The 16438-nt window shown below is 41.9% G+C and carries 15 protein-coding genes; 8 read left to right on the top strand and 7 right to left on the bottom strand.

The genetic code is table 11. The features are described from left to right. Nucleotides 1–39 precede the first annotated feature (39 nt). The 5 genes from ACWF5P_RS17265 to ACWF5P_RS17245 are packed head-to-tail and all read left to right on the top strand — an operon-like array spanning nucleotide 40 to nucleotide 3524. The gene (locus ACWF5P_RS17265) at nucleotides 40–804 is read left to right on the top strand and encodes a DUF2705 family protein (RefSeq protein ID WP_434167959.1); all 765 of its coding nucleotides are present in this window, start codon (nucleotides 40–42) and stop codon (nucleotides 802–804) included. Next, nucleotides 794–1525 carry a WxPxxD family membrane protein gene (locus ACWF5P_RS17260; protein WP_452445105.1) on the top strand — a complete coding sequence of 244 codons (732 nt, stop codon included), beginning with the start codon at nucleotides 794–796 and terminating at the stop codon, nucleotides 1523–1525. Before ACWF5P_RS17265 ends, ACWF5P_RS17260 begins: the two co-directional genes overlap by 11 nt. Next, nucleotides 1518–2240 carry a DUF2705 family protein gene (locus ACWF5P_RS17255; RefSeq protein ID WP_434167957.1) on the top strand — a complete coding sequence of 241 codons (723 nt, stop codon included), beginning with the start codon at nucleotides 1518–1520 and terminating at the stop codon, nucleotides 2238–2240. The genes ACWF5P_RS17260 and ACWF5P_RS17255 overlap by 8 nt, the downstream gene beginning before the upstream one ends. Before the next feature lie 11 nt (nucleotides 2241–2251). Beyond that, nucleotides 2252–2890 (top strand): ATP-binding cassette domain-containing protein, encoded by a 639-nt coding sequence (locus ACWF5P_RS17250; protein WP_434167956.1) that lies wholly within the window; start codon nucleotides 2252–2254, stop codon nucleotides 2888–2890. Further along, a complete protein-coding gene (locus ACWF5P_RS17245) occupies nucleotides 2877–3524 on the top strand; it encodes a hypothetical protein (protein ID WP_434167955.1) in 648 nt (215 codons plus the stop codon). Before ACWF5P_RS17250 ends, ACWF5P_RS17245 begins: the two co-directional genes overlap by 14 nt. A gap of 652 nt (nucleotides 3525–4176) precedes the next feature. On the opposite strand, the gene ACWF5P_RS17240 is transcribed toward ACWF5P_RS17245, so the two are convergent. The 3 genes from ACWF5P_RS17240 to ACWF5P_RS17230 form a co-directional block, all read right to left on the bottom strand. Next, nucleotides 4177–4776, bottom strand: a complete 600-nt coding sequence (locus ACWF5P_RS17240; protein WP_434167954.1) for a hypothetical protein — start codon at nucleotides 4774–4776, stop codon at nucleotides 4177–4179. Nucleotides 4777–4904: 128 nt separating this feature from the next. Beyond that, a complete protein-coding gene (locus ACWF5P_RS17235) occupies nucleotides 4905–5399 on the bottom strand; it encodes a spore coat protein (protein WP_434167953.1) in 495 nt (164 codons plus the stop codon). A 131-nt stretch (nucleotides 5400–5530) separates the two neighbouring features. Then, on the bottom strand, nucleotides 5531–6433 hold the full coding sequence (locus ACWF5P_RS17230; RefSeq protein WP_076370054.1) for a LysR family transcriptional regulator: 903 nt from the start codon (nucleotides 6431–6433) through the stop codon (nucleotides 5531–5533). Nucleotides 6434–6566: 133 nt separating this feature from the next. On the opposite strand from ACWF5P_RS17230, the gene gltB reads away from it, so the two are divergent. Continuing rightward, nucleotides 6567–11117, top strand: a complete 4551-nt coding sequence (gltB, locus tag ACWF5P_RS17225) for a glutamate synthase large subunit (protein WP_434167952.1) — start codon at nucleotides 6567–6569, stop codon at nucleotides 11115–11117. Between the two features lie 16 nt (nucleotides 11118–11133). Further along, on the top strand, nucleotides 11134–12615 hold the full coding sequence (gltD, locus tag ACWF5P_RS17220; protein WP_452445104.1) for a glutamate synthase small subunit: 1482 nt from the start codon (nucleotides 11134–11136) through the stop codon (nucleotides 12613–12615). 244 nt (nucleotides 12616–12859) lie between these two features. Here the strand turns inward: gltD and ACWF5P_RS17215 are convergent, their stop codons facing one another. From ACWF5P_RS17215 to ACWF5P_RS17205, 3 genes are all read right to left on the bottom strand, one after another. Further along, nucleotides 12860–13429: an MEDS domain-containing protein gene (locus ACWF5P_RS17215; protein WP_434167950.1), complete on the bottom strand. Its 570-nt coding sequence runs from the start codon at nucleotides 13427–13429 to the stop codon at nucleotides 12860–12862. A gap of 123 nt (nucleotides 13430–13552) precedes the next feature. Further along, complete coding sequence (locus tag ACWF5P_RS17210) at nucleotides 13553–14188, bottom strand: FusB/FusC family EF-G-binding protein (RefSeq protein ID WP_230178470.1); 636 nt, start codon at nucleotides 14186–14188, stop codon at nucleotides 13553–13555. A 145-nt stretch (nucleotides 14189–14333) separates the two neighbouring features. Next, nucleotides 14334–14597, bottom strand: a complete 264-nt coding sequence (locus ACWF5P_RS17205; RefSeq protein WP_452445103.1) for a CD3324 family protein — start codon at nucleotides 14595–14597, stop codon at nucleotides 14334–14336. A gap of 359 nt (nucleotides 14598–14956) precedes the next feature. Here ACWF5P_RS17205 and ACWF5P_RS17200 point away from each other — a divergent pair, with 359 nt between their 5' ends. After that, on the top strand, nucleotides 14957–15601 hold the full coding sequence (locus ACWF5P_RS17200) for an SDR family oxidoreductase (protein WP_101225542.1): 645 nt from the start codon (nucleotides 14957–14959) through the stop codon (nucleotides 15599–15601). 43 nt (nucleotides 15602–15644) lie between these two features. Here the strand turns inward: ACWF5P_RS17200 and ACWF5P_RS17195 are convergent, their stop codons facing one another. Next, entirely contained in the window at nucleotides 15645–16211 is a 567-nt protein-coding gene (locus tag ACWF5P_RS17195) for a maltose acetyltransferase domain-containing protein (protein WP_434167947.1), read from the bottom strand. Nucleotides 16212–16438: the final 227 nt, after the last annotated feature.

Raw genomic sequence — 16438 nt, 5'->3', positions numbered from 1 at the left:
TGATTGTTGATACAAGGTGGCGTCCTAAAGGGAGACAAAATGAATAGTTATTATTATCGATTAACAAATAATAAAAAAACAAAGTTCATCGTGTTATGTATTGTGGCGATTGTTATTATTGACATATTTATCTTGATTGGCAATGTTTTAGAGTCATGGATCATGCCCCATCTAGCCACTTTTTTAGCGGGAAGTTCATTAGGTCATATGATGCAAATACTACTTATTTGGTTTTTGCCTATTTTTCTATTAATTATGTGTGCTGACAGCTATATCCAAGACTATAAAACAGGCTATCGATATATCGTAGCGACCAAAAAAGGGCGATACTCTTATTATAAAACGATGTTATTGGGAAATATGTCATTTTCCTTTTTAGTGATGGTTGGTTGCTTGCTATTAAACATGATTATTGCATATTTTGTATTCATGAATGGTGAATTTGATACAGGGTTGACACCAGATTTATCCCCGGAAAATCCTTTATATACACTCGCCAACAAAATGCCTGCTGTCACCAATGTGGTTTATATCATCATTTTTGGGTTTTACACTAGTTTATGCGCAGGGATGGCGACTGTCCTTAGTTGGTGTTTCCCGGATATAAAGTATACGTATCCGTTAAGCTTTGTTATTTGGTTTTCACAAATTTTAGGACTGAATTATTCATTAGCAATGATTATCCAACCGTTTAACGAAGTGACCTTGGAAGCTTTCGTTTTTATCTTCTTTAGATCGACCATCCTATTTTTAGCGATCATCACGGTCGGGTTCATTTATAAGGTGAAAACTGATGAAGTCTAATCCAAAAAAAGTATATGTATCACTGCTGCTTGTTCTGTTATTTGGATGTTTATGGATGACCTATAATATTCATTATTTAAAAATAAAGCAGCTAGACCCAGCGTATCCATTGATCGGTGATGTAAGTGCGAGTGTAGAAGGCTATCTCTCGGTTAAAAATTTACTGATCACATATATGGTTCCTTTGTTACTATTTTATCGTTTTTTTATTGAAGATGAGCATCCACACATTATCGTTCGCTTAACATCAAGAATCGACATGTATCGGAGACGGACCATCCAAGTTTTTATAAGTTCGTTTATCTTTGCGTTCATCATTTTATTGATTAATTTCGCAGCTGTTTTCATATTCGATAGATTTCACTTTATATCATCAAATTATTGGAACTTATCTCTTCTTAATTTAGCCCTATTGACGTGTATATATTTCTCGATTGGCCTGCTTTATTATTTCATTTTTGATTATTCCAATTCAATCATAGCGACGGCAGCAACCTTTTGTATCTGTTTTCTTTTATATGTGATGAAGAGTCAGCTGAATATTGATTGGGGTCCTGCCAGCTCCGCAAATGTTATCGATCCTTTATTAAGCAGCGGAATTACAGGATATTATTCGCTAATCATGATTGGAAAAGAATTATTTCTATCTCTCGTGATGGTTTTACTTGGGCTATTTGCGATCGAGAAAAAAGATTTCATATTTGGTGTTTCTGATGACTAAACGAATCTTCTTAACGATGTTGATCGTCATTTTGTTGCAAATTTTACTATTTGATTATTTCGATGGCTCTAAAGCCGATTTAACGGGATATATGATCGTTAGCGGAGTTCCGATCAGTAATAAGTTTGTTGTATTGGGAACATGGTATATGTTCTTTTCTGGATTGAGTTTTTTATCGTTAGGTTATTTGCGGCAATATATTTCCGGTTATGGGGTCTACCTCATGATCAGGGAAAAAAGCAGGGTGAAACTTGGGTTTAGAAGAATCGGGAACTTAATAATCCTTATATCTGGATTATCGTTAATTCAACTTCTTTTCTCGATCGTTTTCGCTTTTATAAATAATGAGGATCAGGTTTTTTTTTATGATGATTTTCAATCATTGATTTGTATAGCAGGTCTTTATATGATGTCCAATATTGTCCTGATTTTCATTCAAATGGCACTCGAACTTCATTTTACGGAGGAAGTATCTTTATTGCTGATAAATGTTTATGTGCTTTTTTCGGTTACATTAGGCGGAGTTCTATTATCTACACAAAAGCTGACGTGGATTTTATATTTTTTGCTTCCCAATTTCGGCATGTATGTAAGAAGTGTTGTACTTGAAACTGGCGGAATATCAACAGTAAATGCTTATATCGTTTTAACCGTAATGACGATCATTTTAACTGTTTTAACCTATAGACGATTAAAGAAAATCGATTTAATTTAACGAGGTGCACAATGACAAAAATACGAATTAGCTCTTTACATAAAAAGATGAAGAAGACACTTTTGCATGATATCAATTATGAGTTTAACAGCGGGAAAATTTATGGTTTGTATGGAAGGAATGGCTCCGGTAAAACGATGCTGCTTAGAGCGATTGCAGGATTAATCATGCCAAGCTCAGGAGAAATTGCCATAGACGAAAAAATCCTTCATAAAGATATTTCCTTTCCTGCTAATATTAGTGTCATTATTGAAAACACTTCGCTACTGCACCAATATGACGCTTATACAAATCTGAAGATATTATCAAAAATCAGGAATATCGCCACTGATGAGGATATTGAATTGGCAATAAAAAGAGTCGGTCTTGATCCTGATTCAAAAATGAAGGTCGGAAAGTTTTCGTTAGGGATGAAACAACGTTTAAGTGTCGCCCAAGCTATATTTGAAAAACCGGATATTTTATTATTGGATGAACCAACAAATGCAATCGATGAAGAAGGAGTCACTCAAGTTTATCAAATCTTGAAAGAGGAGAAAGAACGCGGGGCACTCATCATTTTGACAAGTCATCATAAACAGGACCTGGAGGAATTAGCCGATGAGTATGTAAATATGGATAATGGAGGAATCGTTCTTGACTCTAAATAAAAGCATAGCCGCGTTAACTTTACTCGTATTGATAAGCGGATTCCTTATCTATAAAGTGTACATTGTTCCATCAGCGATGAGTGCCGCTAATAGAAATACGGAAAATAATGCTGCTTCCTATAAGGTGTTGGAATCACAAAACATCATTGTCGGGAGAGATATCGATCAGGGTTATTATGATATTAAAGCTCTCGATAGTGAAGCTGTAGTTGCTGGCAATAAAATGCACAAAAATGCTGTACTGCATGCAGAGCCTTCATATATGAATGAAAATTTCTCGATTAAAGGGAAGATTGAATTCAAGCCTTCTGAATTTGAAAAAGTCGTGAAAAAAAATCAAAAAATCATCATGAAAGATCCTGGTCATTATGTGGTCGGTACAGAGATCCCAGCGGGGAATTATGTACTATCAAGAACAAGCGATAAAATTGGAGTGTTTGTCGATATAAAAGATGAAACGGAAACCGAAAGCTTGCAAACGATTCAATGGGATATCGACGAAAAAGTGAAAAAGCCAATCGTGATCGAACTGAAAAAGGGCTATAACGTATATATCGATAAAACGGGAAAAGATGGTTATATATCAAATGAGAGTGACCTGTTATTGGAGAGAAATAATGAGGATAGTGAGTAATTTAATGGGATTAAATACTTCCGAAAATATTAGGAATCCAGCTCAAAAATGGCGGATTCCTTATTTTAAATGTAAATACCTAGGGCGGGATTTTCGAGGGTCCATATATCCGCCGTTTATTTGATGTCCGAGAGAGCTCGCAATGACTACTGCTGCGAAGAGGAGGATGATTTTCTTCAATTAAATATCTTCTTTCCGTTTTTTTATTTTTAAAGATTACACCCAAATGCCTCTTCTTTCAACCCCCTTTTTATGGATGTCGAATTAATTGTGACAAACATTAAATGACCTTTTTTAACTAATGTATCAAAGATAAAGTAGCTGGTATTAATTTAGAAGTGAAAGACTTTAAATAATTCACTAATAGAGATGAGAATAATAAGAGATTGTCAATTTATGGGGGTCAACTCTTAGCGGACTCTCATTTGCTTTTGGATCGCCAAATCCACCACTTCGATCTTGAATTGCTCTTAAAGCATGAGTTTTTCTCTAGCTTGATACAGGATATATGTAATTCGTCGGGCGGCTAATTGGGATTACTATAAGGCTAGGGAGATGACTGAAAGGGGAGGTCTTGATGCGGTAAATAGGGCGGAATGAAAAAAACAATGCAGGTGCAAGTTCGATTCAACTTGCACCTGCATTTGTCAGTTCATTTAGTGAATTCACTTCTCAGGAGGTAGACAACATCGTATTCCTTCAACTCTTCCATATGGCCATCCATATCACCATAAAAATCAGTGGAAAGTGAACGTATGCCTTCATTTCCGCTTGAGTAGCATATACTTGCCAATGCAAGCTTCTTTGTACTGTTTATATTGAGTTGGCCAGCACTGCCCGAAACCATCGAATCCTTTTCATCAATGGTTTCAGGATAAGTAGCTGTAGTCATTCCACCATCGTTTTGAATGCTGATATTGAACATCGATTGATCTTGTTCCTCATCCGTTTTGGAGGTGGTGAAGAGGATTGTCCCATTCTTTTCAACCCCAGTTGTCATGCGGCCTTTTTCATCTTCAACAAGTTTACCAAATTCATATTTTTCGACCCAGACGGACATCTCCTTGTATGTATCGTCAACGTTGAAATCGATAAGAAAGGAATGTTCAGCTGTATTCTCCAGGATGGCTTTTTCCCTTGCTGTCAGCTCAGGAACTGAAAGGTTATTCTCGGATTTTGGATCATTATCCTTACAGGCGACTAAAGAAAGTGAGAGCAGGGATATGATGATGGATAAAATGATCTTTTTCATGATTTTCACCTCTTGAATAATTTCAACCTAATTAAAACCAATTCTTATATATTATAACATTATAATGAAAACTGGAATCGAAACACGGCAAAAAGGCAAGCAATCGTATGCTTGCCTTTTTTTTGCATTTAGAACGGTTGGGAAAGAGCCTTATTAGCAACATCGACGTCACTTTGAAGCAATTGGTTCAAGTCGTAAGCAGGATAGAGGTTTCTTTCATAAAGGTAGTTGAATATCTTGGCATGGGTATCGATGGCTCCATTTAAATGTTTCTTAAATACCTTTCGAAGGGAAGGGGTGGCTGTTTCCGTAATCGCCATTGCGTAATTTTTGATGGATGATTTGGCAAAGCCCAGCAATTCCCCGGCAGCAGCTGCCGATGCGTCATCCCTTAATACATCGTCATCCTGGCCCGTCTTAGGCGTCAATGGGTAAAATTGCAGCAGTTCCATGATGTTTTGGGTAAGGGTATCGATCGTTTGCTTATAAATCGTTTTTAGAATTGGGTCTTTTATTTTTGGGTAAGCTTTTTTAAATTTCATAAGGGCATTGGACTGAGCGGCAACCAACTCATGAAGCTCGAGTGTTTCATGCCAAGCAAGATGTGGATAGGTGGGTTGCATTTAAATTCCTCCTGAACGAATAATCTTGATACATTATTCGTTCAGTGGGCTATAGGCAAGTTGTCTAGAAATATTTATGGGAAGAACTGGTCCCATCTACGATTACCATTAACCGTTTAGAAGGCCATATTTTATTGATATTGCTCGAGAACAGAGAAGAACTTTTTGGCAAATTGGTAAAAAAGTTTTTCTGATGGAGCCAAGTCCCTGTTTTTAGGAGTGATGATGCCGACAGTCCGTTTGACTTCGGGTGTATCGATCGGGATCTTGACAGTCAGTCTTGGAATGACTTCATAAAAAGTACTGTCAGGGAGCAGACTGACTCCGATTCCGGCAGAAACGAGCCCTTTTATGGAATCCATGTCTTCACCTTCCGAGGCGATATTCGGTGCGAAACCGGCTGCTTTGCACGCCTCGAGTGCAATAGTGTGAAAGATGTATCCTTTGGGAAACAAGACGAAGGGATCATTTCTTAAATCACTTAGGCGCAGACTCTTTCTTTCAGCCAAAGGGTGAGTGATGGGAAGTAAGGCCGATATGTTTTCCGTGAACAGGATATGACCTTCAATATCTGGATCGTTTGTCGGAATCGGCCCAAGAAAGGCTAATCCGATTTCGCGATTTTTGACAGCTTCCTTTAAAGAGGAATAAGATCCCTGTCTTAAGTGGAAGCCGATATTTGGCTGCTCATCTTTAAAAGCGGAAATGACGGTAGGAAGTAAATGGGTGGAAAGGCTGGTCGGGAACCCGATTTTAATGCTTCCGTGTTCAGGGTCCAAAAACTCCTCAATTTGATATTTAGCATATTCAATCGCCTGTATCGCCGTTTTGGCATGGATTAAGAAAATTTTACCAATTGGAGTTAATTGGATATTCCGGCCGATTTTCTCGAATAACAGAACGCCAAGTTCATCTTCCAATCTGGATATTTGCCGGCTGATTGCAGATTGTGCGATATGCAGGTGCTCTGCGGCTTCTGAGACGTGTTCTCTCTCGGCGACTTCAACAAAATAACGTAATTGTCGTAGTTCCATTTATTCATCCTCCTGCCATTCATCTCAAATTGAGATGGATTCTACTAGAATTATATATTGTTTATATCGATTTGAAAACCTAGAATAAATGTAAGTGACATAACGGTGTAAGAATACGATGGGGGCGATTAATATGACATACAATCAAATACCAAAAGCACAAGGGCTCTACCATCCTGAATTTGAACATGATGCATGTGGGATCGGTTTATATGCTCATTTAAAAGGGCTTGCTACACATGACATCGTCAAACAAGGACTGAATATGCTGTGCCAATTAGATCATCGCGGCGGACAAGGCAGCGATCCGCTTACAGGAGATGGCGCAGGATTAATGGTACAGATTCCTGATGAATATTTCAGGCTGGCATGCCCGGAAATGAATTTGCCGGCAAAAGGACGCTATGGTGTAGGCATGCTCTTTTTCTCTAACAATGATGATGAACGGAATGAAATAGAAGCTCGTTTGAATGCATTTATCGAACAAGAAGGCCAAACGTTATTAGGCTGGAGAACGGTTCCTGTTGATGCAACGAAAATCGGAGAGGTCGGCAAGGAGACATGTCCGACGATTCGCCAAGTATTCATCGGGGCAAGCGAAGGGATGACTGATGATTTAGCTTTTGAGCGTAAATTGTTCATTATCAGAAAACAAGCTGAAAACTGGGCTCGTGAACGCGGCAATCGTTTTTATTTTGCCAGCCTTTCAAGTGCTACGATCGTATACAAAGGATTGTTGACGCCTGAGCAGGTGGATGCTTTTTATCTTGACCTTCAACAGGAGTCCTTCGTTTCGGCTTTCGCTTTAGTGCATTCCCGCTTCAGCACGAATACATTTCCTAGTTGGGAACGGGCACATCCAAACCGTTACCTGATCCATAATGGCGAAATCAATACGCTTAGAGGTAATGTGAATTGGATGAAAGCTCGTGAGCAGCAGTTTGTTTCGGAAGCATTCGGGGATGACCTGCAAAAGGTGCTGCCTATTCTTGATATAGACGGCAGTGATTCCTCGATTCTTGATAATGCACTTGAATTCTTCGTGCTTGCCGGGCGTAAACCGGCACATGCGGCGATGATGCTGATCCCTGAACCGTGGACGGAAAATCCGCATATGACGAAGGAAAAGAAGGCATTTTACGAATATCATAGCATGCTCATGGAGCCATGGGATGGGCCGACGGCCATATCCTTTACGAATGGCAAGCAGATCGGTGCCATCCTGGATCGAAATGGTTTAAGGCCTGCAAGGTATTATGTGACAAAAGATGATTACATCATTTTCTCCTCTGAAGTCGGCGTGATCGATGTGGAGCCGGAGAATGTATTATATAAAGATCGTTTAAGCCCAGGCAGAATGCTTTTAATAGATTTAGAGGAAGGCCGTATTGTTTCCGATGAAGAGATCAAGTCGGAAATGGCTCAGGAAAACCCATACCAGCAATGGTTGGACGAACAGCTTGTACAATTAAGTGACGAAGAACCTGTGCTCGAAGGGGAGCCATTGAGTGATTTGTTATTCAGGCAAAAAGCGTTTGGATACACGTATGAAGATGTCCAAAAATATTTACTGCCGGTCATTAACGAAGGCAAAGATCCACTGGGCAGCATGGGGAATGACATTCCGTTAGCGGTCTTATCAGATCGCCCGCAATCGCTATTCAACTATTTCAAGCAATCCTTTGCACAGGTAACCAACCCGCCAATCGATTCGCTTCGTGAACAGATCGTCACGTCAACGATGACATTCCTCGGTGCGGAAGGAGATTTGCTGAAACCGGATGAAACGAACAGCCGCCGCATTCAATTGGATTCACCTGTTTTGACGCCAGGTCAAATGCAGCAGTTGAAAGGAAACGCCTATCCTGAATTCAGGAGCAAAGTCATTCACACTTTATTTTCAGAAGATTTAGAGAGTGAACTTGATCGCATCTGTCGTGAAGCGGAACAAGCAATCGCTGATGGAGTAAGCCTTTTGATTTTATCTGACAAGGATATGAGCAAGGAAAAGGCTGCGATACCTTCCCTGCTGGCTGCGAGCGCCCTTCATCAGGAGCTGATCCGTCATGGGAACCGTACAAAAGTGAGCATTATCGTTGAATCCGGGGAAGCGAGGGAAGTCCATCATTATGCGTCCCTGATCGGGTATGGAGTGGATGCGATTTACCCGTACCTTGCTTATGAAACATATAAGCAGGCCGTATTGGAAGGCAGTTTGGCCATCAGCTACGAAGAAACGGTGAGGAAATATGTACGCTCGTTGACGGAAGGCATCGTAAAAGTAATGTCGAAAATGGGGATTTCAACGATTCAAAGTTATCGCGGAGCGCAAATTTTCGAAGCGGTCGGAATCGGTGCTGATGTGATTGAACGCTATTTCAGCGGTACGGCATCGCAGCTTAGTGGGATCGATTTGGAAACGATCGCAGATGAAGCGTTGATTCGTCATAGAAAAGCTGCAGCTGATTCCCTTGACCAAACACTTGAAAGCGGAAGTGATTTTCAATGGAGAAAAACAGGGGAACATCATGCTTTTAATCCGAAAACGATCCATACACTGCAATGGGCCTGCCGGAAAGGCGATTATAATTTATTTAAGCAATATTCAAACTTGGCAAATGAGGAGAGACTCGGTTTTTTACGGAATTTATTCTCGTTCGACCAAAAACGCCAAAGCATTTCTATAGATGAAGTTGAATCCGTGGAATCCATCGTCAGCCGATTCAAAACGGGCGCGATGTCATTCGGTTCATTGAGTCAGGAAGCACATGAAACATTAGCGATTGCGATGAACCGTTTAGGCGGAAAAAGCAATAGCGGTGAAGGCGGGGAGCACCCTAGCCGTTACCAACTGGATGAAAACGGCGATGACCGCCGCAGCGGAATTAAACAAATTGCGTCCGGTCGTTTTGGAGTGAAAAGCCATTACCTTGTTAATGCCGATGAACTTCAGATCAAAATGGCGCAAGGTGCAAAGCCGGGTGAAGGCGGCCAACTGCCTGGAAACAAAGTATACCCTTGGGTCGCAGAGGTCCGTGGTTCCACACCGGGTGTCGGCCTTATTTCACCGCCTCCGCATCATGATATCTATTCGATTGAAGATCTGGCACAGCTGATCCATGATTTGAAAAATGCGAACCGTGATGCCAGAATCAGCGTCAAGCTTGTGTCAAAAGCAGGAGTAGGCACGATTGCAGCCGGTGTGGCCAAAGGAGCCGCAGATGTCATCGTTATCAGCGGGTATGATGGCGGTACGGGCGCATCACCAAAAACGAGTATCAAACATACTGGTCTTCCTTGGGAGCTGGGCCTTGCCGAAGCACACCAAACATTGATGCTGAATGGCCTGCGCAGCCGTGTAGTCCTTGAAACGGATGGAAAATTAATGACGGGACGCGATGTGGTCATGGCAGCTATCCTTGGAGCGGAAGAATTCGGCTTCGCTACAGCACCGCTTGTGGTCCTTGGCTGTGTCATGATGCGTGCTTGCCATTTGGATACATGTCCTGTCGGGGTAGCTACTCAAAACCCTGAGCTTCGCAGCAAATTCACAGGAGATCCGGATCATGTCGTGAATTTCATGCGCTTCATCGCTGAGGAAGTCCGGGAAACGATGGCTGAGCTTGGTTTTAGAACATTGGAAGAAATGGTCGGCCGCACTGATGTTTTACAAGTGAGCGAGCGGGCGCAAAACCATTGGAAAGCGAAGCATCTGGACTTGACGACACTTCTTTTCCAACCGGAGGGGATTCGTACGTATCAACTTCCTCAAAACCATAAAATAGAAGAATCCTTGGATATCCGTGAGATTTTACCTGTTGTGGAGCCTGCTTTAAATGACCAAACCCAGGTGGATGTCAGCTTCCCGATTACAAACGTGAACCGTGTGGTCGGAACGATTGTCGGCAGTGAAGTATCCAAACGCTATGGTGAAGAAGGGTTGCCTGAAGATACGATCACACTTCGTTTTACGGGATCGGCGGGCCAGAGCTTCGGTGCGTTCATTCCAAAAGGGATGTCGATGTATTTGACAGGTGATGTCAATGACTATGTTGGGAAAGGCTTATCTGGCGGAAAGATCATTGTCACGGCACCTTCTGGCAATCAGATCGAGGCCGGGGACAATGTAATTGCCGGAAATATCGCCTTATATGGTGCAACAAGCGGGGAGGCCTACATTAATGGCCGTGCAGGGGAACGATTTGCCGTACGGAACAGTGGAGTCAATGTCGTCGTTGAAGGAATTGGAGACCATGGCTGTGAGTATATGACAGGCGGACGCGTGGTCATCCTGGGCGACGTCGGCAAAAACTTTGCGGCAGGCATGTCAGGCGGCATCGCTTATGTACTTGCTGATGATGCAGAAGAATTCAAGGCATTATGCAATGGTGAAATGATAGAATTCGAGACGCTTGATAATATGGATGATGCCAACGAGGTAAAAGAAATGCTTTACAGCCACCTTCATTATACAGAAAGTGCCAAAGCATCGTATGTACTGGAGAACTGGGAGGATTTCGCTAAGAAATTCGTAAAAGTCATTCCGAAAGATTACAAACGGATGATCAAAAGCATCAATGAGCAGAAGCGTGCAGGGCTGACGGATGAAGAAGCGATCATGAGTGCATTTCAAGCAAATGCCGTTCAAGATAAAAAAATCACTAAACAAGCTGTGATGCAGTAAGGAAGGGGAGAGAAAGATGGGAAAAGCAACAGGATTTATGGATTATCCGCGAGAAAAACCAAAAGACCGGAATCCTCTCACTCGTTTAAACGACTGGAGAGAGTATACAGCTCCTTTCTCTGATGAAAAGTTAAGTACACAGGGAGCTCGGTGTATGGACTGCGCCACCCCTTTCTGCCATATGGGCATGGAATTGAACCGAGTCACAACGGGCTGTCCGATTCATAATCTGATTCCGGAGTGGAATGATTTGGTGTATCGCGGCAGATGGAAAGAAGCATTGGACCGTTTATCGAAAACGAATAATTTCCCTGAATTCACCGGGCGCGTCTGCCCGGCCCCTTGTGAAGGGTCATGTACGGTAGCGATAAGCGATCCTGCCGTTACCATCAAGAACATTGAACGGACCATCATCGATAAAGGATTTGAAAATGGCTGGATCACGCCTCGCATCCCTGAAAGCAGGACCGGCAAGAAAATTGCCATCATCGGTTCAGGGCCGGCAGGATTGGCGAGTGCCGACCAGTTGAATCAAGCAGGTCATTCGGTCACGGTTTATGAGCGTTCAGACCGTGCAGGCGGGCTGTTGACATACGGCATCCCGAACATGAAGCTTGAAAAAGATGTCGTTGCACGCCGGATCAAATTATTGACCCAGGAAGGCATCGATTTCATTACCAATACAGAAGTAGGCAAAGATATAACAGCCGAAGAACTGCAAGATCAGTATGATGCAGTCATCCTTTGCACAGGTGCCCAAAAGCAGCGTGACCTGGAAATTGAAGGACGTGAAGCAACAGGCATTCACCTTGCAATGGATTACTTGACGACTTCGACTAAAAGCCTGCTGGACTCCAATTTTGAAGACGGCAAGTTTTTAGACACTAAGGGGAAGGACGTCATCGTCATCGGCGGCGGGGATACAGGGGCTGACTGTGTCGCGACTGCCCTTCGCCAGGAATGTAAGAGCGTCGTACAATTCGGGAAGCATCCAATCCTTCCGACGGCCCGTACATCTGATAATATGTGGCCAGCCTACCCGAATGTCTTTTCCCTTGATTATGCGTATGAAGAAGCGGAAGCGAAATTTGGTGCAGATCCGCGTCAATATTCAATCCAAACAAAAAAAATCGTCGCCGATGAAAATGGCAACGTAAAAGAACTGCACACAATCTCCATGGAAAAAATCAAAGGCGATGACGGAATGTACATTTTCAGGGAAGTTCCTGGAACTGAAAAAGTATGGCCTGCACAATTCGTTTTCATCGCAATCGGATTTGAAGGAACGGAAATGCCGCTATTAACTCAATTTGGCGTAGAAACAGTCAATCAAAAAATTGATGCCGTCTATGGCGAATACAGAACCAATGTCGAAGGGGTTTTCGCTGCCGGAGATGCAAGGAGAGGGCAAAGCCTCATCGTTTGGGCCATCAATGAAGGCCGTGAAGTAGCTCGAGAAGTGGACCGCTACTTGATGGGCGCATCGGTATTGCCTTAATTTCAAAAAAAGAAGTGCCATTATGGCGCTTCTTTTTTTGTGTGGTGGGAAAAATGTGCTTACGAGTAAAAGCGCCGAATTCACGAGTAAAGCGCCGAAACTCACGAGTAAATGCCCTGATTTCACGAGTAAAGCGCCGAAACTCGCATGTAAAGCACAAAACCCAAAGAGTAGCTAACCCAAAAATTTTCAATAATGTACGGAAACAACACGCTTAGGAGATTCCTAAGCGTGTTGTGTATTATTATTTCAAACTAGGTGGCAAGTATTGTTCACAGATGATGATATCATCGTCTTTTAGGACATAAGGATGTGTTTCCAACAATATGGTTTTAAGGTAGTCTGGCATCCTTTCACCTTTGTACGCACAAATTAATGGAAACGACAGTAGATTTACAGCTTCATCTACTGTTCTCTCAAATTCCTCTATGATGTGCAGCGGCTCTTCCAGGGTTGCCCATTCCACATGTGCCCATGATCGGAAAGAGATTTTATTTTCCACATAGGGCTGTACCATTTTATTAAAGTATTCTTCGATTGCAGGAGGATGATAACTGCCGCTTGAACAATAGAAATCGAAGTTGTTCACAAAATGAAGGAACTCCATTTGATCTTCCGTTAGCCGAGTGCTCAGCTCTTTTTGAATAATGGGGTAAATACGGTCATTTTCAACAAGAATGACGTAATCTCCCGCCATGATGCCATCTTGGATATAACTTAAAACTTGTTTAATGTAATTTTCCATTTCATTATAGGAATACAGCACATGAATGTTTTTTTGATCTTCGAACAACTGATTCATTTTGCTTTTCAATATATCATTCCTTCTTTCATGTATCGCTTCCATTATACTAGAGTTCCATAGGCAGGACAAAATGAGAATTTTTTAACAAGGACAAAAAGCAATCCTTCGCCATTGAAGGATTGCTTTTCAGTATTATTTCAGCCGCTCGATGAGGTCGGTCATTTTATCCAAATTGCTTATGTTCTGGTTGCATTTCATACTGTCCAGGCAAATGTAATTCCCTTTTTTAATGAATGTACCTTGGACGGTTCCTTTTGTTTCAGACATGAACATCCCTACTTCTTCAAAGCGGCTGCATATGGCACAGATCCCTTTTTTGTTGGCAGGTTTAATGGTTCCATGCAATCCGGTGAGTTTATGATGATGGGGGGCAATGATGAATTTCTTTCCGGATCCGACATCATCCCATCCTAGGTATGAGATCTCTCTCAAGTCGATGTTTTCCAACAAAGGGGTTTTTAATTTCTTTGCTTTAGGAAATAGTTTTTTTATCGTTTTTTCGGTTACTTCTTTAAATGGGATCACAAATGGCTTCACCTGTAAGAGAAAGGCTTCGGCTTGTGCGGGATCTTTGATGGTATCCACTGGGTCCAGCAGTTGTTTTTGCTCTTCGTTCAAGTCACTGAATAAGCTTAATACTCTTTCTTTGGCGACTGTTTTCAGGGTGTTGATCACATCCTTATCGTTGGCAGTCGCGTGTCCATTTATGAGAATTTGTGTTTGGGATTTTATGAAGTTATACTGCTCGCTCCTGATAAAAGGTTCCATTTTCTTCACTCCTGTTTCTGCAAGTGTTACCGTTTCTCTTTACTTTACATAAATTGCATCTGCTTTAAAAGGGGGAAAACGGCTAAGAAACATACTCTGCATACAAATAGCACTGATATCATTATCAGTGCTACCCGTGTAATCCTTATTTAGAATATACGATTTTCTTGATGGTTTCCGCGGAGAGAAAATGTTCCTCTGCTAATTGATGGATGGTATGCCCGTCCTTGAATGCATATTTTATACAGGCATTCCGGTCATCGATCAATTCCCTTGATCCCGAACGGGTTCCCCATTTGTGATGGGCCTTTTCGGGTTTAGGGATATATATGGTTTCACCTTGCACATACTTTTGAATTTCAACGATCAGCTTTTCAGGTAAAACGGCCGTCGCTTTTACATATTTCATTTCTGCCAGCCCCTTATTCTTTATTAAGAATGAAATAAGGTGCAAAGCCGAATATTAGAAATGATAAGGCGGGCGATTAAGTTTAGCTTAATTCAACCCCATGCAAAGTATCGCCTCCAATACTAGGCTTTGCATGAGACGCTCCAGAAGGTGGCATTAACATTCTTATTGCCATCTTTACACCTCCCCTTTGTGTTTCCGAAGAACACGTATTGTTCTTATTATAAAATATATAAGGGTGGTTGCCAAACTTTTTCCAATGTTAAAGCAGAATCGGCGGGCTGATTGTTTGATAATGCTCTGAGTCCATGAAATAATTTTAATGGAAACCAAACTAACCATTATGGGAGCTGACCTTTATGAAAGTATTCGTAGTTGGGGCAAACGGGCAGATCGGTAAACAGCTTGTAGATTTATTAAAAGATAGCCGGGATCATAGTGTACGGGCGATGGTTCGCAAAGAAGAGCAAAGTAAGCATTTAGAGAGAAGTGGAATTGAATCTGCGGTCGTCAGTTTAACTGGATCAGTGGATGAGATTGCGAATGCGGCAAAAGGCTGTGATGCCGTCGTGTTTACAGCAGGGTCCGGAGGAAGCACCGGTGCTGATCAAACGCTGTTGATTGATCTGGATGGTGCAGTTAAAACGATTGAAGCGGCAGAAAGCTTGGGAATCGACCGATTCATTATGGTGAGTGCTTTTCAGGCCAATAATCGCGAAAACTGGAATGAAGCGATCAAACCGTATTATGTGGCAAAGCACTATGCGGATAGGGCATTGTTACAAAGCGATTTAAATTATACGATCATTCGGCCTGGCGGTCTGGTCAATGAACCGGGAACGGGAAAAGTGACAGCCGCCGAGGAATTGGAAAGAGGTTCGATTGCCCGTGAAGATGTGGCTCGAACGATTCTTGCGTCATTGACTGAAGAAAATACCTACAAGCGTTCTTTTGATTTAATCTCTGGCGATATTGCAATCGCGGAAGCATTGAAGAAAATTTAACGAAAAAAAGGAGGCAGAGCCACTCAGGGGGAGTGGGCTCTGCTTATTTAATTCCTTCAATATGCTTGATGACCTTCGCTGGGTTTCCACCGACAACAACGCCTTCAGGAACATCCTTTGTTACGACGGCCCCTGAAGCGACGACGGAATGACTCCCTATTGTAACGCCGGGATTGATGATGGCCCTTCCGCCAATCCATACATGATCCCCTATCGTAACCGGCTTTCCGTATTCCACTCCAGAACTGCGTACAAAGGGATCCAGCGGATGTGTGGCTGTATAGATATGCACTCCGGGAGCCAACATGCAGTCCCTGCCAATTTTCACTTCACAAACATCCAAAATGACACAATCAAAGTTAGCATAAAAGTTTTCCCCGACAGAAATGTTGTATCCATAGTCACAACGGAAAGTGGGTTCAATATATACATTTAGCCCAGTGGAACCTAAAAGCTGTTTCAGCAGTGCAGTTCGTTCGTCCCCTTCGCTTTCCGTTGTCTGATTGTATAACCGGGTCAACTTTCTGGCATTTTCCCTATCTGTGATTAATTCCGGATCAGCGGCCATGTAAGGTTTCCCGCTCACCATCTTTTCTTTTTCAGTATTCATGTTTACCTCCTATATTCTTGTTTTTTATAGTTTGGTTAAATATTAAAACATTTTTCCTGCAAAATAAATTGCGGTACTTTTTACTCAAATTTCCTGTTGAATCTAAATGCCTCTCTCGTTTTCTTGGAAAGAAGTAAGAAAAGAAAGATTTTTCCGAATAATGAATGAAATAGCTTTGACAAACGTTCCGCCGAATTTTATAGTAAGAAGAGTTATGGATGATTCAT

It is taken from the genome of Peribacillus sp. NPDC055009 (assembly GCF_053608705.1).
The sequence above is the reverse complement of the archived record's forward strand: the minus strand, read 5'-3'. Positions and strand labels throughout refer to the sequence as shown.